Here is a 19,333-nt window from a genome sequence, read left to right on the forward strand (position 1 = left end):
ATGGAGCTGACGGGAATGGGTGCGCCGCAGCATGAGCGCAGAAATGCCCTGTTTGATCCGCCCAGGACAAAAGCGGTAGGCCACTGCAACGGCCGCCCTGCCCGGTACTCTCTTGCCGGGCAGGATTGATATGCGGACGCATAATGGATGAACCTGCTTCTGACCTAATCCCCCATGAGCAGGAGTACCAGTTCGATGCTGGTCGTCCGTGCAAGAAAAAGTGAGGAAAGCGAAATGAAACTTGAATGTCTGACACCGGAATTTCCGCAAGGTGCAAGAGTTTACAGCGTGGATGGTGTGGCACCCTCACTGCTGAACAGTGCATCGGCTATGAGATCGCAGGCGATTCTGGTCAGCGGGGGGGCAGAATGAAAATCTGTGAAAGCGGGCCGGTAATTTGCAGAGCATCCGGTCAGGCATCGGCGGACACACTGAACGAAACTTGCCCATGCCTAACGTGCGATCATGAAGCGCCTATCGTGGCCGGGGCGTACTGTATGGCTGGAAATTTCGTTGACCGGAATACCAATCAGAACGGATGCGGAGTAAGAGAAAACGCTTCGTTCACACTGAACACGGTGGACCGGCACGCCGTTGCCTACGATGCAAGACATCACTGTCTTGGTGGAGAGGTCAGCGGAACACTTCAGGCAAAGGGAGAAGGAGGATGGAGTTTGAACTACATAAATCCGGTGCTCCAACCGCTGCCTGAAAATACGGTCGGCATCGACCTCTACAACGGAGCCGTTATTGGAAACACTGCGGCTACTCTCACGAAGAAAAATGATGGCACATCAAGCGGCCCGGAAGTTGCCCAAAGAAAAACGCCGGACTGGATCGTGCGCAGACTGATTCCGATGGAGTGTGGCAGACTGCAAGGCTTCCCGGACGGATGGGCAGAAATTGAACCACTGACCGACTTGCGGGAACTGCCGTTCTGGCGTGAGGTCTACACAAAGGACTGCGAGATCAAGGGGAAAAAGCCGAACCGGAAGATGATGCAGGCAGACAGCGAAGAAGGCAGGCGTGCCCTGATGCGCTGGCATGATGGCCTGCACAGCAGGGCGGCAGAGTACGCAATGTGGGGCAACGGAATGGCGCTACCAAACGCATTGTTCTTTGTAAAGAACGCGTTCCGCGAACTGGGAAAGCCGCCCGGAGAAATAAAGCTGGGAAGCCTGTTCGATGGAAGCGGAACAATGCCGCTGTGCGCCGCAATGTGCGGCGGGCATCCGGTCTGGGCAAGCGAGGTAGAGCCGTACCCCATTGCTGTTACAAAGACGCATCTGCCGAACATGAAGCATCTTGGAAGCGTTACGGACATCAAGGGCTTTCTGATTGAACCGGTTGACATCATAACGTTCGGAAGCCCATGTCAGGACTTGAGCATTGCAGGAAAACGTGCCGGACTTAACGGTGCCAAATCTGGATTGTTCTGGGAGGCAATACGCATTATCTGGGAAATGCTGCTGGCGACCGGCGGAAAATATCCACGGTTCGTCATCTGGGAAAATGTGCCCGGTGCCCTGTCATCGAACAAAGGAAAGGATTTTGAAGTTGTCCTCAACGAATTACTACACCTCAGAGAGTTTGCCGGAGGTAGAGCAGATCAGTCTATTCTCCAACATGGCAAGTGGGGGGGCTTCGCAAACTACGGAGCTGTTGCCTATCGAATTGTCAATGCTCAATGGTGGGGAATCCCCCAGCGCCGGCGCAGAGTATATGCTGTCTGCGATACTCGTAGAGAATCCGCCGGAGTGGTCGTTTTTGAGCGAAAAGGCACTGAATGGAATTTTGAACCGTGCATCCCGCAGGGGGAAGAAGTTACAGGACTTACTACTGACTGCTATTCATGGCATGATCGAATGGTGGCAACAAAACCCTGCGGGGGGGGGAGGCAGCGGGAAGCCTACACAATGAAGATCCGCAGCGGATGTGACGGCGGAGGAAAGGGACCGCTTGTCCAAGAAGAACTTTCGGCAACATTGGCAACGCACCAAGATCAGACGCTATTTGAGTTAAGAAATACGGTGCTGAATGACCAGGGCGGCGGTTTCATGGAAGTTACGCATGGGATGACCGGAACACTCCGAGCACAAGAGCATGGGCACGCACCAATCACATTCGACAAAACAGAAGGGAACGAAAAGACGTGAAGGTAGAAACGATAAGCAAGGCAATCATTGCGGCGCTTCTTGCGGCGGAACTTGCAAGCTGCACGAAAGCCGCTCTGATGCAGAACCGGATCACGGATCTGGAAACACAGAGGGATATCTACAAGTCCATGTACGAGGACTGGAAAGGCGCGGCAGGCGAAGTTGCCGGGTATGCAGATACCTTGCGGGATTCTCTGAAAGCACGGGACCGGCTGGATGGGAAGCTGCTGGTTGAAGATGCTGGAGATTTTCTCTGTACAGCCTATTGCACCGAAAAGCGAGAGCACATCTGCGGAACAGGAACCGGGATCACAGCCAGCGGTGCCCCCGTGGAAGCTGATGTGACGGTGGCGGCAGACCCGGACGTGTTCCCGTTTGGGACTGTCCTCTATATCGAGGATGTAGGAGTGCGGATCGTTCAGGATACCGGAGCCAGCGTAAAAGGAAAGCATCTGGATGTTGCCGTTTCCGGCAGCCACAAAGATGCACTGAACTGGGATGGCTACGGACAGCACAGAGTTTGGATCATCCAGGAGGCGGAGTAAAAATGCAGAAAGCAATCGCCATTGATTTTGATGGATGCTTATGCACGAATGAGTACCCGAACATCGGAAAGCCGATTCTGCACATTATTGACGAAGCCAAGAAACAGCAAGCTAAGGGCGCCGGGCTGATCCTCTGGACTTGCAGACAAGGAAAAGAATTGGAAGAAGCCGTTGCCGCCTGCGAAAGGTGGGGACTGCATTTTGATGCAGTCAACGAGAACTTGCCTTCCTGGAAAGAGTTCTTCAGGAACGACACCAGAAAAGTGGGGGCAAACGAATACTGGGATGATCGGGCAGTGATTGCAGATCAGACTTGCATTTTGCGAAGCGATAAATGCTTCAAGGAGAATCAGAAATGAAACTGCCGGAAAAGAAGTACGCGGTGATCTACGCAGATCCGCCGTGGAGTTACCGCCAGCATGGAACTGGACCAAAAAGCCGCGGGAACGCAGCGCAGCACTACCACACAATGACCGTTGAGGACATTTGCGCATTGCCCGTTCGCCAGCTTGCGGGGGGGGGCAGGGATGCGCGCTGTTCATGTGGGCGACATTCCCAACCATCCCAGATGCGCTGAAGGTTATGGACGCATGGGGCTTTACATACAAAACGGCGGCATTCGTCTGGATCAAAAAATACAAGTCGGGCGGAAACTTTTATGGAATGGGTGCTTACACTCGTGCAAATGCAGAGGTTTGCTTGTTGGGAGTGACGCCGGGATTCAAGGCAAAAGCATTGGTCAAAAGCCATACAGTGCACCAGGTAATCGAATCCCCTATACAAGCGCACAGCGTAAAACCGGATGAAGCCAGACAGCGTATTGTGGAATTGCTGGGCGATGTGCCGAGAATCGAACTGTTTGCCCGCCAGCACGCAACCGGATGGGATGCGTGGGGAGATGAACTTGAGTAATTGGAGGAAAAGTATGGAAGGACTTGTAAAAACGCTGGGCATTCTGATGGCTTTGGCGGCTGTGGCACTGTGGGCAGCATTGATTTTCTTTGTGCCGGCCGCACTGATTAAATTCCTTTGGCTGTATCTGGTGGCATGATGGACAATGAAACGCTGACACGGATTCTGTCCGAACGATTTATAACGTGTAATGAGCAGGCCTGAAAAGGCAGTAAGGGATGCACGAAAGAGTGCAAACTCTATGAGCTGCAAGAACCGGGTATGACCTGCCGGGACAGCGTCCTTCTCCACGCAGAGGAAGCAAAGAAAATTTTGAAAATAAGGTCGCACAACTCCTGACACAGGCCGCCCGCTGCGGCGGCCTTTTTTGTGAGCATGGGAACAGGCCCGGCCCGGTTCAACTCCGGGATTGCCCAAAACTGAAAGGAGAACACACCGATGCAGAGGTACTACATTTTGCTGAAAGCGACCGGTGCTGGTGGGTGGCCGGGTTGGCTGCCGTACCGGCTGGATGCGGACAGCGCCGAACAGGCTGTTGAAAAAGCCAAGGAGCAGGCCGAGAATCATTACCCGGAGTACGAAAAGTTTGAAGTTCAGGCTATCGAAATTGAAAGGAGAAGCAAATGAAGCTGGCAGCAATCGCAAAGCTCATTAAGGCAGATGGGTACTGTAAACTCTACAAAGTGTTCTATGACGATTGCAGAACCTATGATTTGTACATTGGAACCAAAACGGCAATCTTCCCGCTGACCGGATTTCCGAAGGCACAAAATGAAAGTGAGTTGGCAACCCTCCTGGGCATCAGCAAAAAGGAATGGGCAGACATCGAGTTTGATAATGACTGCCCGGATGATCTCCATCACATCGAAGGGATGGATTTGGACGACACGGCAGACGGAGAAATGGACTGCGTGACCGGAAGAATCGGTATCCGGTACTGCGGGTGTGAACTGGTTCCAATGATCGAGCCTGTTTCGGGAACGGTCGGTTTTGTGGATGCAAAGCAGATCATGCCGGTGGCGGACGAGATCCGAAAGAGCGGATATTTCAAATACTGCGCCCGAAAGATGGCAAGTGGTAGCCGCTACTATGTTATCAAAGACGGTATGGTGGTGCGCGGTGCGGTACTTCCTGTAAAGCTGGAACCTTTGGCAAAGTCTGGGTTGCGTGAGCTTGCAGATATGGTGAAAAAGACAAAGGATGTTGCCGATGTAGAGGACTTGAGCGAGCAGGAGGACAAAAACGATGCGTAAGACTTTGGAACTGCTGGCTTTGTCCACCTGCACTGCCGCGCTGTGCGTAACACTGACTGGGTGTGAAGCAGTCAAGGGCACAGCAAGCGGTGAAAAACCGGTCAAGACGGTATATGTTTACCTGCCGGACGGCACTTTACTGGACAAAGGACGGGCGGACAAGGTAAGTTCGTTTGCACACAATGATCGTATCGTGAAAGTCACGATTGACGGGAAAACATACGAGACCAGCTGGGCCAATGTGGTTTTAGTGGAGGAATAACGATGAGCAAGATTTTGAAAAGTGTAACCTTGGGTGATGTGAAAAATGGTGGCATCTTCAGAGCGCTGGGCAAGGAGTTTGTGAAGCTGGATGCGGACGAACACGGCTGCCTTGTACTGGCAAAGGACATTTGGACGAGAATGCCGTTCCGCGACGGCGACGACCCGGAATGCCCCAACGATCTGCGCCGGAGCGAGATTATGCCATATCTGGGTAACTGCCTGGCAGAGTTTACAAAGAACGGCACTCCGCTGAGTACATTCATTCCGCTCAGAATCGACCTTCAGGACACGACCGGCCAGAACGAATACGGAATCTTTGAAGTGAGGATTGGCCTGTTGACCCTGCGCGGGTACGGAAAATATTGGCGGCTGATCCCAAAGGTAGATGCGCCGTGGTGGTTGGCAACGCCTTACGGTACGCCGAATTGCTCTCCGTACACCTACTACACCGACTACGTCTGGTACGTCAATTCGGATGGCTCCAGCAGCGGCGACTGGTACAACTACTCCTATGGTGTTCGCCCCGTTTTGTGCTTTTCCTCTGCACTCTTGGTCTCTGTCGAGGACGAAAGAGAGGCCGGGTTTTCGCTTTCCGATGTTCCGCTGGATGACCTGCTGGCCGAAATCAAGAGCCGGACGGAGGGCTAATCATGGATGCGGTAAAAAATGACGTGAAGCGGCTGGTCAAAATCGAGTTGGCCGCTGCCAATAAGAAGTTTCGGATGTTTGCTGGGCCACATGAGGGCGCGGGAATCATCCAAGAAGAAGTCGTGGAAGCTGTGCAGGAAATGAACGGTCTGCGTCAGGAACTCAATGCAATGTGGATGAATGTTTACTCCAACAATCCGCAGATTTCCACGAAGGGTGTATATGACCGGGCTGTTGCTCTGGCCGTGGAAGCTATTCAGACAGCAGCGATGGCCCGGAAGTTTGAGCGCAGCCAGCGCCGTCACTGGCCGGGGGCAAAGGATCCGCACTATGGTGAAGAAGAATGACGCACCTACCGAAATCGAGACCATCACGCTGACCATGAGCCGCCCAGTGGCGGAGGCTGTGCAGACTGCCTGCGAGTGGTATCTGCGGCTGCACATGGGACAGTTTTGGGATCTGGCAGAAGACTTGTGCTTTGCAAAATTCTACTCGGACGCGGAAAACAATGCGTTTCAGAGCGAGGAACAGCGTAAAAACGCTTTTAATGTTGCGATAGGCCGCAGAAATACCATGCTGCTAGAAATGGAACGGCTGTACAGCAGATGCGTTCTCCCGGCCCCGACCTCAGACGTAATGAAGGTGCCGTACCGGGCAGAACAGGTATGGCTTGCCATTCGCCACGCCCTGGCATGGCATGACAAGCCGGAGGGCGATCCATGGAATGTGTGCTTTGATAAGCCGCTGAACCGCAGCGACCAGCCGCAGCCGGTAGTAAAACTCAATGAAAAGCAGGAGGCAAAGAAATGAGAAAGATTTTTATGGTGGGAGCATCTGCGGCGGCAAGCGTTTTGCTGATGACGGGATGCAACAAGCAGGTAATTGATTTGACCTACGAATATTCGCAGGCACAGATTAAAATGCCGGATGGAACCGTAATTGAGGGCAAGGTGGATAGCTGGAACGATTATGAAGGCGACCAGTTACAGGTCAAAATTAACGGAACAACATATCTGGCCCATTCGTCAAACGTGGTCCTCTGGCACTGAGCAAGGGCAAAGTTCGGGATCGAGAGGAAGAAGTTGCACACGAATCTTGAAGATTTTGAGGTTATGAAGTTGGAGAAAGTGCAATGAGACAGAACGGAGCAATGTTTATCTGCAACCGTTGCCGGAAGCAGGTATTTGCAGAACGGTTTGATGATGGCCGGTTTGACCAGAAGGCACTGGATGGGTGGGCGCTTGAAACGAGGGACTTCTTTGGAGTTGGTGACTTGTGCCCGGAGTGCTTCAAGGTGTACCGCGAAACGATGGATCGTTTTTATGAAGGCGGCCGACATGGAGGATAAGACAGATAACTCCCAGAAAAAGGAAGAACACGATTCTTTGAAACCTGCAAGGGATGCCATTGCAACTGCTATGCGGGCCGCCCAATTTGCGAAAGCGATCGGCACCCCACTGCCGAAACCACTTAAATGGCAGCGTGAATTCTATGACGCTACCGGTGTGTTTCCATACGGCTGGTATGAGTGCCCGGTATGCGGGTACAGGACAGATTGGGAACCGCACGCCTGTCCGATTTGCCACACACTGCTAGAACCGTGACGAAAGGAACACAGGATGATGGAACCTGAAAGAACCTGCTGCACCTGCCGCTGGCATGAGGGCTACACCTGGGTATGCTTCAACGGCAATTCACCGAACCGTGCCGACTTCACTGACCCGGAGGACACCTGCGAGTGCTGGGAAGTCAGAACGGAAGAAAACAGCATCGGTGACTACGAAGTAAACTAATCAAGCTCTAATCAAGAATTAAGCAAGCCCGTCGTTAAATTGCCGCCCTGACGAGGCGGCAAGGGGCTTGTATGTGTAACTTAATCTAGCGACCACAGAAGAACACAAGCCGGGGAAAGCGGGGGTCAAGGGGGAGAAAACGAGGGCGGGTCTGTAGGGCTTGATGGAATAGGAAACTTAGAAAGACCTGCCCGGCGTTGTATCCCCCTTGCCCTGCGAAGCCGTGTGTGTTTGGTCCACAGAAAAGAAAATCCCAGTAGAACTTTGCGGAAGGAGGAAGTGAACGGTGCGGGCATGGTACATTCGGGAGCAGAAACACATTCTCGGAACATCCGATTATGCAGAAGTGGATCTCTTTGAAACAACGGACAAGGAACACACCGCGAGCACCCGCCGCAAAAGAGAGCTGGCAACCTCCATTGCGCAGCAGAAGTATAACGACATGATAGCAAGGCGGTATTTCTGCCAGCTGGCCTATACGAATTTCGGGGAAAGCGACTGGGCAGTCACGTTTACATACGACCACAACCACCAGCCAGCACCCGGAGATTTTGACCAAGTAGACCGGGACTGGACGAATTTTACTCGCCGCTTGAAGCGCTTCTGCAAAAAGATGGGTCGAGAAGCATCCAAGTGGATGCAGGTTGCAGAGTACAGCGTGATGGATGAGGACGGGAAAGTTACCGGCAGACACCACCATCATGCGATCCTGCAAGGCAATCTGACATGGCAGGAGATCAAGGACTTGTGGCGGGACAGCACCGGGCGGCCGATGGGGCTTGTGAAAGTTGAACCTATCGATCTGACCTGTTCCAGCTTTGAACGCTTGACAACCTACATGACGAAAGCCCGCGCCCGTATCCGGCGCTGGCGACAGAGCCAAGGGCTGCAAAAGCCGAAAACCCCGCGTCCGAACGACACCAGATGGAGCCGCAAGCGCTTTGACGAAGCGTTTGCTTTGCCGGATGATCGTGAATACTGGGAGAAAAAATACCCCGGTTATACCCTGCGCGAGTGCGAACAGCACATCACGGGAAACAACACCAAGCACCTGATCGTGAAACTGAAAAAGAAGCCGGACACCCGGTGGAAGAACAGGAGGAACCAGCCATGAGCGCCAGACTGGAACTGGACGACCTGCCGCCGCGCTACCGTGCGCAGGCGGAAAAGCAGCTTGCACAGAGAAGGTGCGGGGGCAAAGCTGCACCTGCATCGTTGGAAGCCGCTGTGAATGCCGCCAGATCGACCGGACACGAGTTTGACAGCCGGGGCGAGTATGACTACTACATGGGAACTGTTCTGCCCAAAGTCCAGAGTGGCGAGGTCGTGAAGGTAGAGCTGCACCGCAGGTTTACTATGCTGCCGGAAAAAGAATACGGCAATGTGAAGCTCCCGGCGGCGCACTATACCCCGGATTTTGTGCTGACCTATGCTGATGGCACGGTTGAGGTGGTGGAAGTGAAAAGCAAATTCACCCGGCGGCAGCAGCGTGATTACATCCACCGCCGCCGTATGTTTATCGATCTTGTGGCAGAACCGCAGCACTGGCGGTTTATTGAGCATATCACGCCAGATACGGCGGAAGAAATCAGAAAGTGGAAGCGCCTGGCCGAACAGGCGGGAAAGGATTCATCATGGGAAAAAGCAGGGCAAGGATGCCAGCATTCTACCGGCAGAGCATCCAGAATGCAGTGAATCAGCAAATCAACATCGGCAAGTCGAAGCACCGCACGACGCTGAACCGTGAGGCAATCGGGCAGGTCGTTTCGTACTGCGCAGTTGCCGCGGCACATGATCTCTGGGACTGGGGCGAGAAAGAATCTACGCTCCTGACCTTGAAGATGAACAATGCTGCATCCAGGTATATCATGGATCACGACAAGTACGGTGCACCGGAAGCCCTCAAGCGGCTGGAAGCACGCACTGCCCACCTGATGCCGGAAGAATTTTGGCTCCCGGCGGGTGGTCTGGTAGGCTCTGAAAAAAAGCTGCGTGTTCTGGCTGAACGCCGGGACGCGGCAAAGATGATCGTTCGTTTCTTTGTGGAATCGCTGGAAGAAATGGAGTACACCCCTGAACAAATTGAGACCGTGAAGGAAGAAATCAAGAAAAATTACCAGCAGTTCCTCGGCTGGGTGGACGATGGCGGAGAAGAAGTTGCCTATGATCGTCTGCGCCGTGTCATTGAGGACATTTACGGCGTGGGTGCCATGGTTGAGCGCGTCAAGGGTGAAGAACCCGTTTTCGAAGAACCCCTTTTCAAGAAAGATTTTTGATTTTTTGGGAGGACTGAGCAGTGAAAGTACACGAGGCGGAGGCAATCTTGAAATATTATGCGGACATCCCGCAGCGGATAGAGATCATCCGCCGTCAGTGTACCGCACTGAGCGATGAAGTGGACCCCATGCAGGGCATGGGCACCGATGGAATGCCCCGCGGCGGAACACCTGGGGACAGCACGGCGGCGATGGCCTGCCGGATGGATGAACTGGGCATTGGAGACCAACTGCGTCAGCTGGAACGGCAGCGGGCTGTGTTGCTGGAAGATCAGAACATTATCCGAGGACAAATGAACCGGCTGGACAGTGGCCACAATCTGATTTTAACGGAGTTCTACATCAGCCACAAAAAATGGCACGAAGTACAGCAGAAAGTTCCATACAGTGTGCAGCACTTGAAGTACCTGCGAAACGTCGCTCTTGCACAGCTGGGAAGGAACCTGGAACGGCTCCCGGAGTGCGCCGCTTTATTATCGCGTGCGTTAAACACGCGCGAGGAACGCTGCCGGGCGGATGCCTGGGCGGAGGGCGATATTATCTTATAGGCAAGGCGGCCTGCGGAACATCATGTGCAGGCGCTTCCGCAAAATCGTGTCCATCATCCGCAGAAAAACAAACACGACTACCCCGAAAATCTGAAAACAGGCATAGAAATAACCCGGCGGGCAGTTGGCCTACCGGGTTTTGTGCAAAGGAGAGCAAAATGAAAATCAAAATCGAGCTTGAAGGAGACATGATAAGCCTGCGGGAATATGCCGTCAGAACCATCACGAAAGAAATCGTAAAGACCGGGATCAAAGAGAAACAGACGTGGTATAACGAGGAAGCAATCCGGCACGAGTTTGACGATGCTGGGGTGGGCAGGCTGGTCAGGTGTTGGCTAAAAAATGTTTGGCCGCTTCCACAGCTACGTCTTTTGCGATGGAGGTTATCACATCGACGCTGAGAGCGCCGGCTTTTTTGGCAACGCTTTTGACCTTCGACCAATTTGTGTCAGACCGGATATTTTCAAGAAAGTTATGCCCGGCGGGGGTCAATTCCCGGACATTGACACGGTATTGCTCCGGGTGAGAGCCAGCACAAAGGGCGATAAGCCCAGATTCGGCACAGTATTTCACGGAATAAAGAATGTCGTCATTGTCAAATCTGGATTCAAGCTCGATTTGATAAGCGGGCGGATCAGTAGGATCTTCGCAAAGCATATCAAGAATATCGGCCCTTGCATAGCGAATGAAGTAGCAATAGTGGTCAAAATCCGTGTGTTCTTCCACGCAGAGCATAACAGCGCGGACGCAATCCATGTTTAACTTCATACAAACCATCCTTTCAACACCATAAGCCCGTCAGGTCATCGACCTGGCGGGCTTTTTGGATTTCGTGATTTACTTTTCGTGTGGCGGCTGGTCATCCGGCGGAGCGTTGCGCTTGAAGATGATCTGCGGTTCGTTCGGATCCCGGCCTTCCTCTTTGGCGTTCTGGGCGATTTCGTCCATCAGGCCGACAGGAAAACCGTTTTCGTCGAGCGGCCCATCGTAACCGGTGAAGTCAACGACGTTCACGCAGGGCGGTTCGGGGATGGTTTTGTAGTATCTGCCGTCCTCATAGTTCTGATCCGTGACCCGGTTCCAGTAACCAATGTCTCCGTGCTGCTCCTGGGCAGCTTCCATCGCTTCCCGTGCCTGTTCTTCAGTCAATCCGTCGAACAAGAGCCGGGAGCCATCAGCAAAGGCAGCGACCAGCCGCCAAGGGGCAAAAAATTCAGCTTCGTCCATGAAAATGCTCCATTTCGTGCGATTTTCGTGAATGAGTTGAAGTTTTGAGCACGGAAAAGTCCAATTCATTCACAAAAAAGTGAATTTCGTGTACGAAAAATCATAATCTGCAAACAAGATATGATATTTTGAACACAAAACTTTCTATTTTGATTTCGTGGGGATGTACCCATTCAGGCAGCGATTGAAACCGCGTTTCGTGAGCGCGGCGGTGATCCGGTCATCCGGGAAGTAGAAAACAAGTTCGTTTTCGCTCAACAGACCAGACCCGGCGGGGTACTGAACACCGGAATACCAATCCGTTTCCATGTCATACTTGCGGTGAAGATACTTGTAAACGTCCCTCTGGGCCTTGTCGAACACCTCAACAAAGGAGAAGGAAGCGCACGGCGGCAGTTCCGTTGCCAGCATGGGCACATTCCGCACCAGCCATTCCACGATCGCAGCCTTTGCGGCGTTTCGCTTGGGCTTGTCGTCCCGGTGGACTGCATTCAAAATCTGCACAACCAGCGGTTTGGGCAGATCGTTCAATACCTCTGCCAGCGGGTAAGGGTTTTCGTGCAGCAGGGGCGACGTGCGCAGCTCCGGCACGAGATCCAGATCGTGACAGGTTACAGGCTTCTGGCGGTCGTCGATGCGCTCACTGGTGTAATACAGCATATCTTTGATTGCGTTCTGTGCCGCGTCGGAAAGCTGCTCCACCAGAGCAACACTGTCTGCAAAGCTGATTTGCGCCTCGTTTCGTTCGCCGGTGCTGCGGCCCGTCTTATAGGCTGCATCAATGATACCAAGCTCCATAGCCAGCCGGAAAATGTGCTTGCAGGGCTTTTTGCGCTTTACAAAATCGTTACAGGTGCAGCTTGCAAGGCTGGTCTGGTACGGCTCTTTACCGGATCCATAGAAAACCCCGGTTTCGTGTTCCTTGTCCACGGAAAGCGGGCTGGTCTTGCTCTGCTGGGCGCTGGCAAGGCGCTTTTCTTCGTCAGTGTCTGCGGGATGCTCTGTCCAGGGGCCGAAGGCGGGAATCATAGTCATAACGGGAAACCTCCTTTTCGTGTTTCGTTACTGTCATGATAGAACAAAACGAAAACAAAAGCAATAAAAGGCAAGAAGATTTCGTGCAGAGGCACCAGAATGACCCCGGCGGGCTGCCGGGAAGATGGGGCGGGGCTACTTTACGGTGCCTGCCCTGCCAGAGCTTCCGGGTCTGCGCTCAGACGTGGACGGTGGGCAGAGCTACCAGGTCGGAGAGGCGGGGCACGGTCAAGTGGTGACGTTCTGTCACCGGTTCCGGGCACTGGTGCTCTGGTTCTTCATGGTTGCTGCTCCTTTTCGTGATACTGGATTTCGCGATACTCCCGGCGGCTGCCGGGGCTGGCTGTCAGAACGGCAGGCCGGTATAGTTGCGCATGGGAATGGCATCGGCGGCGGGCACCAGCATATTGAGCAGTTGCCGGTATAAAGCCGGGTTTGCTGCACGCTGGGCGCGGAAGTCCTCTAGGAATTGCGCCTGTGCTGCCAGATCAGCCAAGTTTTCGTCATCCACGTTGTAGCATTGGCATTGATCCGGCCCGGCGGAGTATATCCAACATCGAACCATGAAAATACCTCCTTTCTGTTTCGTGATGTTCCCGACGTAAATGTCGGGAAGATGGGGCGGGGTTGCTTTGCCCGGTGCAGCCCTGCCAAAATATCCGGTTTCGTGTTAAGCGTTCAGCTGTAAAAACGTGCTCTGCGTGGGGATCAGGTGCCGGGTGAGGGTGTCGGTGTAGCTGGCCTCTCCCTCGTAGCTGTCAACCACCCGGCGGTCTGCGGCGGCCATATCGTGATAGCTCTTTTTGCCGTAGGTGGGCGGCAGCCAGCCTTTGCGCTGTCCAGCGTAGAGGTTGAAGGACTTCAAAACGTCCGTGTTCGTAAACTCGATGTGGCAGGTGCCTTTCTTGTAAAACGTGGCGGTGAAATAGTGCAGCTGGATCTTCTGGGTCTGGCCGCTCTTTTCGGCGGCATCCAGCACGGCGCGGAGTTCGTCCCCATTGTAGGGCTTGCCGTTCGTGTCCAGGAAGTGCAGCACCCGCTCGATCTGGGCAACATGGCCTGTTGCGTTGTACCGGGGGCAGAAACGCCCATCGTATGTATCAAAGGCGTTGCAGCGGAAAATCACCTTGCGGTTGATCTTGTACGCGGAGTTCGTGCACCAGCCGTTGTAATAATGCACGTTCTTGCTGTACTCGTCGTTATAATGCAGGTTCGTCCAGTCGTCGAACAGCTTTATAATTTCGTGGTCGATGCTGGAAAGAAGATTTCGTGAAATTTCTTCCCGGACGGTCAGAATGTTGTACGCGCTGAAGTCATAGCCTTCAAGCTCTTTGATTCGCTTCTGGTAATCCTGCTGCATTTCGTAGGTCATCGCATCGAACAGCTGCGGCATTTCAAACAGCTGTTTCCAGTACATCCCGCGCAGTTCCCGGATAGCGTCGTTATAAGATTTCGTGAAAGCCATCACAGGGTTTTCTTTCTTACCAGCGCCGGCAGAGGAAAACAACGACTTGATTCCGTTGTACTCTTCATAGATCCGGCGCACACCCTCTGCGGCGGCGTTGTACCGCTCAATGGCTGCCGTGATGGGGTCGGAAGATACCAGGGCGGCAAACTCCGGGTTTTCTTTCAAACGCTCTGCGGTTTCGTTTTTCAGATCCAGCCGGATCCGGCTCACCGGCTCCCGGTCGGGAATGTCCACCGACACAAGCGCCACCTCCACGCGGGCGGCGCGGCGGGCGTTCTTGAACGCATCCGGGATATATTTTACCGTGGCGTGCAGCTCTTCCAGCTTTGCGGCCAGCTCCTTCCGTTCGTTGGTGCAGGGGTTGCGCAGGGTTTCGGCGTTCAGCAGGCACCGCACCTTGCCGCCGTCCTGCATGACATCCAGCGCTTTGAGTAGGTGCGCGGCACCAGCGGAGAAAGGCGGATTCATGACGATTGCGGCGTATTTCGTGGTGGGGCGGAAGGTCAGAAAGTTATCATGCACCACCCGAAAACCGTCTTTCTTCAGCACGGCGCGGAAGTCGCTGGAAAGCTCGATGCAGTCAAGCTCTGCGCTTCGTGCCTTTTCCTTGTCGTAGCGGTCAACCTCGCCGGTCTTATAGTCGTGGTGGACGTTGAACGCCAGGGCATGGACCTGACGCGCAAGTGCTCCATCACCGGCGGACGGTTCAAGGATGGGTTTCGGGTAGGTGGTGAACCCGGATTTTACTTCCCGCAGGGAGAAAACCATATCAAAGGCCAGGCTGTCCGGCGTGGGGTAGAAGTCCAGGGAATCGTTTGGGGTGGTCATGGTGTAAACCTCTTTTCGTGTTTCGTGATATGCCCGGCGGAATGCTGGGCGGTGGGGTAGGGCCGCTTTGTCCGGTGCGGCCCTACCAGGGCATCCGGTTTCGTGTCAGGCGTTGAGCTGGTAGCCGCGGCGGGCACAGATGAGGCGGAGCCGGGCGGCGGCGATCTGCTGGCGGACCGCTTCGGGCCTGCCGGTGCACTGGGCTTCCCGGCGCAGGTCTTGCAGTGTCCACTGCTGACGGATGATCTCGCGGGCCTGTTCAAAGATGTTGTCAAACTTCTTCATGATTTCGTTCTCCTTTCGTATCATGCAAACAGGCGGTTGCATACCTGCTGTATTTCGTCGTTCGCCTTCATCGGGGCAATGAGCACGGAAACGGCGGCTTTCTTCGGGTCTACGGTGTCCGTTGCCAGGATGGGCGCAAACGGGCTGTTGCTGCTGTGGTAAACAAATTCGTGATGATCCACAAAAGCGTCATACTCCGAATTTATCATGATGGGCCGGGATCCGTTGCGGAACATCCGGAACATGCCCCAGACTTTGCCCTTTGCTTCGACTTCCTGCAAGATCGAAGTGCGTTTGACTTCTTCTTTGCAGGCGCTGAACTTCTGGAACATCTGCGCGGCGGTCAGCTGGTGCGGATCGTTGACCACAAACCCGGCATCGCTGGAAACGATGGTCACGCCGTCGGCGGGTGCGTCCTGCATGGTCACGGGCTGGATAACATCCCGGTAAAGGATGGCGGGCAGCTTGAACGCTGCATAGCCGGTGATGATGTACACGCTGCCGCTCTGGCAGGTGATCCGAACGGCGTTGCGGCTTTTTGCCTGCCCTTTCAGATAGGCGGTGATCTTCTTCACGTTCAGCCCGGCGGGGGTGCTGGTTGCTCTTTTCATATTGCAAAAACTCCTTTTCGTTTTCGTTCTGTTTTTCGTGCCCGGTGCGCTGCCGGGGTAGTGGGGCGGGGTTGCTTTGCCCGGTGCAGCCCTGCCAAAATATCCGGTTTCGTGGTGGTGGGTCATGCCAGCAGCCCGGCGGCGATGCTTTCAAAGTCCAGCTGTTTCACGGGTGCTTCATCCGGCGCGGCTACGGCGGCGGGGGCCTGCTTTGCGTCCTCTACGGCCTTCCGGGTCTTGCGCCAGGCATCCAGCGCGGCGGCCTGACCCTTGCGGTCGGTTTCGGGGACAGCCAGGAAAGCGGCCTTTGCTTCCCGCTCTGCCTTGCGGAGCACATCCGGGGCGGGCTTTTTCGTGGCAGCGGGCTTGCTGGCCTTTTTCGTGGGCAGCGGATCGACGTGCACAAGCTCCGGCAATTCGTGGTGTTCTTCGGTGATGATGGGGGCCGGGGTGCTGGCGGTCTGCTCTGCTGCTGCCTTTGCGGCCTTGCGTTCTGCGGCCAGCTTTTTGTTATACTCCATAATGGCGGCGACAGATCCGAAGCGGCCGGCGGGGGCCTGCTTTGCGTCGTGTACCTGCAAGCAGCTGAACAGGTGCGATTTCGTGGGGTAGAAATGCGGCGCGGGGGCTGCTTCCTTGCCTTCGGCTTCAGCGGCTTCCCGCTGGGCCTTGCTGGGGCGGGTGGTGTACTTCCACAGGTAGCATTCGATCAAATGCGTTTCGCCCTTCTTGACGCTCTTGCCTTCTTTCTTCCAGTGATCGAAGGTGTGCAGCTCTGCCGCTGCAAGGATGATTTCAACGTCTGCGATGGTGGCGGGCTGTTCGTCGCCGTTCTCGTCGGTGGTGACTGCGTTTGCAGCCATTGCGGCGATCTGCTCCGGGGTGTGGTGCGCGGTGGCGATGGCGTGCAGGGTGGCGGGGTCCAGCTTCGCGGCTTCGTTCATGATGATCTGATTGTTGGTCATGCCTTTCATGGTTCGTTCTCCTTTGTTCGTTGTGGTTGATGTTCGGGATGATCTCCCGGCGGCTGCCGGGGTAGTGGGGCGGAGCCGCTTTGTCCGGTGCGGCTCTGCCAGGGCATCCGGTGGGCATTCAGCCCAGAAGCGCGGCCGCGGCATCCTGCCAGGTGGGAAAGCTGTAGAACGTGCGGCGTTCGTCGTTGGTGTTCTCGCCGGTGATCTGGGCGGCGATCCGCTGCCCGGTGCGGGGGTCCCATCCTTCCAGCCGATACCCGGCGGCCTGCAGGCGCTGGGCTGCGGCGTTCTCTGCCTTGTTGCGCTGGCGGATCTGTTCAAGTGTCATCATGGCGCGGGCTCCTTTCAATCTTCGGTGCAGTCATGGCAAAACAGAGCGTCAACCACTCTGTCATCTGCGAAATTGTCCGGGGTGCCGTTGGCATCAACTACCAGCTGCACCCGGTCATAAATCCGCAGATCGGTTTTTGCATCGACGGTAAAAAACCAGTCGTCACCGTCCAGCGCGTCGGTGCACCAGACTTCAACCGCGCCGTCATCGGTGGCGGTCATGCCCTGCACAATGGCCGGGGCGATGTAGCGGCCCAGGGGGCCGACGGTGTAGGGGCATTGCGCCGCAGCCTTTGGTGCGGTGCCTGCCAGCAGTGCGGCCGCCAGTGCGGCGGCGGTGGTGATCTTCTTTGCAGCGTTCAAAAGTTTCATGTTCTTTGCTCCTTTGCTTTTCAGGTTTGCCCCGGCGGGCTGCCGGGGCTATGGGGCGGGGCCGCTTTGTTTGAGCGGTGCGACCCTGCCAGGGCATCCGCTTGACTTTACCGCCTTTCGGTGGTAAACTGGCTTACAAGATGCGTTGTGGAAAATTCATCTTGCAAGCCTGTCACCTGCTTTAGTGGGTGGCGGGCTTTTTTGCTGCCTGCTTCTTTTTCCACTCTGCCAGGTAGGCGGCCCAGATCGCTTTTTTCAAAGCGGCGGGGAGCTTGAAAAATTCAATGCTCATGTGTCGGCTCTCCTTTCGGCTTACTCGCAACCGTCCGACTGTTGTCCGGCTCGCTTGCTGTGGCTTTAGTCTAACCGTCGACGGTTACGAAGTCAAGCCCCTTTCGGCCAATTTGTAGAAACTCATAAAAACCGTAGACGGTTCAGCCCGGCGCATTGTGCAAGATGACCGTAGACGGTTTTCGCCTTATAATATATAATAAAATAAACAAGAGAGGTGATAAAATGGCCGTTTCAGAAGCACACAAAAAGGCAAGCTATAAATATAACGCAAGCCGGGACAGTATCACGATTCGCCCGGAACGGAGCAAGGGCGCGGCAATCCGTGCCGCAGCTGTTGCCAGCGGAAAAAGTTTGCAAAATTATATACTTGATGCACTCAATGCCAAGATGCAGCAGGAAGGGCAGCCGTTAGAGATCGACCCGGCGGAATCCGGGGAAGAAGGGGGACTATAGGGGGTTACTGGGGGAGAGTTCTAGCCTGCTAGGTTAAAGCCCTACACCTGCTTCTCACTCCCGTTAGGTGGAGAATCTGACCCCTCCGGCAAACGGCAAAATTGACCCGGATGGAGCACCGCCAGCGCCAGCCGTGACGCTGGAACGCCGACAGCGGGAACGGTGCCAGCGCTGACCATGCCCACCGGCACCGCCAGCAGATCAGCCCCGCCACCGGCACCGGGACGCACCCCGCCGGAACCATTGCCACCAGTGCAGACCAAAGGCCAGAGCAGCAGCGCACGCCGCGCCGTCTGCCCTGGCCTTTTTCTTTTGCCCATCTTCCCGCCGCTGGCCCTGCTGCCTGCCCGCTGCACCGGATCGCCTGCCGGATCGGTGCGGATCAGTGACGGCCCGGCCCGGTCGATGACCACGCCGGCACCCCGCCGCCGCAGCAGATCACCCCGCCCACCCGCACCGCCAGCCAGAAGGAGACCGACACCAACAGCACCGCCAGCGCCGCACCGATGACCCCGCAGCCCACAAGCTGCACAGCCTGCACACCCTGCCAGACCTCACAGCAGCCAGCAGCCCACCGCCAGCACCTACCGACACCGCACCCCGCCAGCCCTGCCGCCCACCTGCCGCAGCAGATCACCCCGCCAACAGCCAAAAAACACCCACCGCAGCCCGCCGCCGGAGGGGTCAGATTCTTTACCTGACCGGCATATGGCCTTTGCAGTATAGCCAATAGCTAGGCTATAGCCGCCTTATCTAACCCCCTGCCCCCTTCCTTCTCCGCCTCGACGGCCTGCCGCTGCCCTGGGCACCGCCCACCGGCGGCCCGGCACCGGCCCGGCCTGCTGTCGCCCCGTCCGGCCCCGCCGCCGGAAAGGTACTGCCCCCCGCCGGCGGGCGCGGTGCGGGTTCCGAAGCCCCAAAATATTTCTAGGTTCAAAATTTTTTGAAGGGCTTCCGCGTTTTGACACCCGAAAAAGGGGGTACAGGTCAAAAAATTGTAAGTCCGGGGCAAACATGGCGGTAACGTCACCGGGATGGTGGACGCTTACAATTTGTAAGTA

Annotated in this window: 31 protein-coding genes and 1 pseudogene; 21 read left to right on the plus strand and 11 right to left on the minus strand. The window is 55.3% G+C overall.

Annotated elements, in window-relative coordinates; genetic code table 11:
- Positions 1-234: 234 nt before the first annotated feature.
- The 20 genes and pseudogenes from MTP41_RS15120 to MTP41_RS15210 all read left to right on the plus strand — a co-directional run bounded on the left by MTP41_RS15120 (position 235) and on the right by MTP41_RS15210 (position 10,395).
- Positions 235-372, plus strand: coding sequence for a hypothetical protein (locus MTP41_RS15120; RefSeq protein ID WP_249235861.1), 138 nt, complete (start codon positions 235-237; stop codon positions 370-372).
- 302 nt (positions 373-674) lie between these two features.
- Positions 675-2,156, plus strand: coding sequence for a DNA cytosine methyltransferase (locus tag MTP41_RS15125; protein ID WP_249235862.1), 1,482 nt, complete (start codon positions 675-677; stop codon positions 2,154-2,156).
- Positions 2,153-2,701 (plus strand): 3D domain-containing protein, encoded by a 549-nt coding sequence (locus MTP41_RS15130; RefSeq protein ID WP_249235863.1) that lies wholly within the window; start codon positions 2,153-2,155, stop codon positions 2,699-2,701. Before MTP41_RS15125 ends, MTP41_RS15130 begins: the two co-directional genes overlap by 4 nt.
- A 2-nt stretch (positions 2,702-2,703) precedes the next feature.
- Positions 2,704-3,060: a hypothetical protein gene (locus MTP41_RS15135; protein ID WP_158401838.1), complete on the plus strand. Its 357-nt coding sequence runs from the start codon at positions 2,704-2,706 to the stop codon at positions 3,058-3,060.
- Positions 3,057-3,613, plus strand: a pseudogene (locus tag MTP41_RS15140) (MT-A70 family methyltransferase). The gene MTP41_RS15135 and the pseudogene MTP41_RS15140 overlap by 4 nt, the downstream one beginning before the upstream one ends.
- A gap of 13 nt (positions 3,614-3,626) precedes the next feature.
- Complete coding sequence (locus tag MTP41_RS15610) at positions 3,627-3,752, plus strand: hypothetical protein (protein ID WP_256466453.1); 126 nt, start codon at positions 3,627-3,629, stop codon at positions 3,750-3,752.
- Between the two features lie 299 nt (positions 3,753-4,051).
- The gene (locus MTP41_RS15145) at positions 4,052-4,240 is read left to right on the plus strand and encodes a hypothetical protein (RefSeq protein WP_112148771.1); all 189 of its coding nucleotides are present in this window, start codon (positions 4,052-4,054) and stop codon (positions 4,238-4,240) included.
- Positions 4,237-4,866, plus strand: coding sequence for a hypothetical protein (locus MTP41_RS15150; protein ID WP_249235864.1), 630 nt, complete (start codon positions 4,237-4,239; stop codon positions 4,864-4,866). The genes MTP41_RS15145 and MTP41_RS15150 overlap by 4 nt, the downstream gene beginning before the upstream one ends.
- Positions 4,859-5,128, plus strand: a complete 270-nt coding sequence (locus MTP41_RS15155; RefSeq protein ID WP_120081136.1) for a hypothetical protein — start codon at positions 4,859-4,861, stop codon at positions 5,126-5,128. The genes MTP41_RS15150 and MTP41_RS15155 overlap by 8 nt, the downstream gene beginning before the upstream one ends.
- A 2-nt stretch (positions 5,129-5,130) precedes the next feature.
- Positions 5,131-5,778: a DUF6273 domain-containing protein gene (locus MTP41_RS15160; RefSeq protein ID WP_249235865.1), complete on the plus strand. Its 648-nt coding sequence runs from the start codon at positions 5,131-5,133 to the stop codon at positions 5,776-5,778.
- A gap of 2 nt (positions 5,779-5,780) precedes the next feature.
- The gene (locus MTP41_RS15165; RefSeq protein ID WP_158401834.1) at positions 5,781-6,125 is read left to right on the plus strand and encodes a hypothetical protein; all 345 of its coding nucleotides are present in this window, start codon (positions 5,781-5,783) and stop codon (positions 6,123-6,125) included.
- The gene (locus tag MTP41_RS15170) at positions 6,109-6,588 is read left to right on the plus strand and encodes a hypothetical protein (RefSeq protein WP_249235866.1); all 480 of its coding nucleotides are present in this window, start codon (positions 6,109-6,111) and stop codon (positions 6,586-6,588) included. The genes MTP41_RS15165 and MTP41_RS15170 overlap by 17 nt, the downstream gene beginning before the upstream one ends.
- Complete coding sequence (locus tag MTP41_RS15175) at positions 6,585-6,827, plus strand: hypothetical protein (RefSeq protein WP_158401832.1); 243 nt, start codon at positions 6,585-6,587, stop codon at positions 6,825-6,827. The genes MTP41_RS15170 and MTP41_RS15175 overlap by 4 nt, the downstream gene beginning before the upstream one ends.
- 83 nt (positions 6,828-6,910) lie before the next feature.
- The gene (locus MTP41_RS15180; RefSeq protein WP_249235867.1) at positions 6,911-7,126 is read left to right on the plus strand and encodes a hypothetical protein; all 216 of its coding nucleotides are present in this window, start codon (positions 6,911-6,913) and stop codon (positions 7,124-7,126) included.
- On the plus strand, positions 7,116-7,382 hold the full coding sequence (locus MTP41_RS15185) for a hypothetical protein (RefSeq protein ID WP_249235868.1): 267 nt from the start codon (positions 7,116-7,118) through the stop codon (positions 7,380-7,382). The genes MTP41_RS15180 and MTP41_RS15185 overlap by 11 nt, the downstream gene beginning before the upstream one ends.
- Positions 7,383-7,397: 15 nt before the next feature.
- Positions 7,398-7,571 (plus strand): hypothetical protein, encoded by a 174-nt coding sequence (locus MTP41_RS15190; protein ID WP_165852610.1) that lies wholly within the window; start codon positions 7,398-7,400, stop codon positions 7,569-7,571.
- A 286-nt stretch (positions 7,572-7,857) separates the two neighbouring features.
- Positions 7,858-8,685 carry a rolling circle replication-associated protein gene (locus MTP41_RS15195; RefSeq protein WP_249235869.1) on the plus strand — a complete coding sequence of 276 codons (828 nt, stop codon included), beginning with the start codon at positions 7,858-7,860 and terminating at the stop codon, positions 8,683-8,685.
- Entirely contained in the window at positions 8,682-9,266 is a 585-nt protein-coding gene (locus MTP41_RS15200; protein WP_112148782.1) for a DUF1064 domain-containing protein, read from the plus strand. Before MTP41_RS15195 ends, MTP41_RS15200 begins: the two co-directional genes overlap by 4 nt.
- Positions 9,227-9,847, plus strand: a complete 621-nt coding sequence (locus MTP41_RS15205; protein ID WP_249235870.1) for a hypothetical protein — start codon at positions 9,227-9,229, stop codon at positions 9,845-9,847. Before MTP41_RS15200 ends, MTP41_RS15205 begins: the two co-directional genes overlap by 40 nt.
- Positions 9,848-9,867: 20 nt before the next feature.
- Positions 9,868-10,395: a hypothetical protein gene (locus MTP41_RS15210; protein ID WP_249235871.1), complete on the plus strand. Its 528-nt coding sequence runs from the start codon at positions 9,868-9,870 to the stop codon at positions 10,393-10,395.
- A 324-nt stretch (positions 10,396-10,719) separates the two neighbouring features.
- Here MTP41_RS15210 and MTP41_RS15215 read toward each other — a convergent pair whose 3' ends face one another.
- From MTP41_RS15215 to MTP41_RS15260, 10 genes are all read right to left on the minus strand, one after another.
- On the minus strand, positions 10,720-11,163 hold the full coding sequence (locus MTP41_RS15215) for a DUF2513 domain-containing protein (RefSeq protein WP_249235872.1): 444 nt from the start codon (positions 11,161-11,163) through the stop codon (positions 10,720-10,722).
- Between the two features lie 69 nt (positions 11,164-11,232).
- Entirely contained in the window at positions 11,233-11,622 is a 390-nt protein-coding gene (locus tag MTP41_RS15220; RefSeq protein WP_249235873.1) for a hypothetical protein, read from the minus strand.
- A gap of 144 nt (positions 11,623-11,766) precedes the next feature.
- Positions 11,767-12,657: an SWIM zinc finger family protein gene (locus MTP41_RS15225; protein ID WP_249235874.1), complete on the minus strand. Its 891-nt coding sequence runs from the start codon at positions 12,655-12,657 to the stop codon at positions 11,767-11,769.
- A 346-nt stretch (positions 12,658-13,003) separates the two neighbouring features.
- Positions 13,004-13,153, minus strand: coding sequence for a hypothetical protein (locus MTP41_RS15230; RefSeq protein ID WP_207665845.1), 150 nt, complete (start codon positions 13,151-13,153; stop codon positions 13,004-13,006).
- Positions 13,154-13,327: 174 nt separating this feature from the next.
- Positions 13,328-14,953, minus strand: a complete 1,626-nt coding sequence (locus MTP41_RS15235; protein ID WP_249235875.1) for a DUF4942 domain-containing protein — start codon at positions 14,951-14,953, stop codon at positions 13,328-13,330.
- 105 nt (positions 14,954-15,058) lie between these two features.
- Entirely contained in the window at positions 15,059-15,238 is a 180-nt protein-coding gene (locus MTP41_RS15240; RefSeq protein ID WP_249235876.1) for a hypothetical protein, read from the minus strand.
- Between the two features lie 20 nt (positions 15,239-15,258).
- A complete protein-coding gene (locus MTP41_RS15245) occupies positions 15,259-15,849 on the minus strand; it encodes a hypothetical protein (protein WP_249235877.1) in 591 nt (196 codons plus the stop codon).
- Positions 15,850-15,971: 122 nt separating this feature from the next.
- Positions 15,972-16,823, minus strand: a complete 852-nt coding sequence (locus tag MTP41_RS15250) for a hypothetical protein (RefSeq protein WP_249235878.1) — start codon at positions 16,821-16,823, stop codon at positions 15,972-15,974.
- Between the two features lie 118 nt (positions 16,824-16,941).
- Positions 16,942-17,154 (minus strand): hypothetical protein, encoded by a 213-nt coding sequence (locus tag MTP41_RS15255; RefSeq protein ID WP_249235879.1) that lies wholly within the window; start codon positions 17,152-17,154, stop codon positions 16,942-16,944.
- 14 nt (positions 17,155-17,168) lie between these two features.
- Positions 17,169-17,525 carry a hypothetical protein gene (locus MTP41_RS15260; RefSeq protein WP_249235880.1) on the minus strand — a complete coding sequence of 119 codons (357 nt, stop codon included), beginning with the start codon at positions 17,523-17,525 and terminating at the stop codon, positions 17,169-17,171.
- Between the two features lie 516 nt (positions 17,526-18,041).
- On the opposite strand from MTP41_RS15260, the gene MTP41_RS15265 reads away from it, so the two are divergent.
- A complete protein-coding gene (locus MTP41_RS15265; protein WP_249235881.1) occupies positions 18,042-18,272 on the plus strand; it encodes a hypothetical protein in 231 nt (76 codons plus the stop codon).
- 382 nt (positions 18,273-18,654) lie between these two features.
- Here MTP41_RS15265 and MTP41_RS15270 read toward each other — a convergent pair whose 3' ends face one another.
- Positions 18,655-18,924 (minus strand): hypothetical protein, encoded by a 270-nt coding sequence (locus MTP41_RS15270; RefSeq protein ID WP_249235882.1) that lies wholly within the window; start codon positions 18,922-18,924, stop codon positions 18,655-18,657.
- Between the last annotated feature and the right edge of the window lie 409 nt (positions 18,925-19,333).

It is taken from the genome of Faecalibacterium sp. I4-3-84, assembly GCF_023347255.1.
GTDB classification, from domain to species: Bacteria; Bacillota; Clostridia; order Oscillospirales; family Ruminococcaceae; genus Faecalibacterium; species Faecalibacterium taiwanense.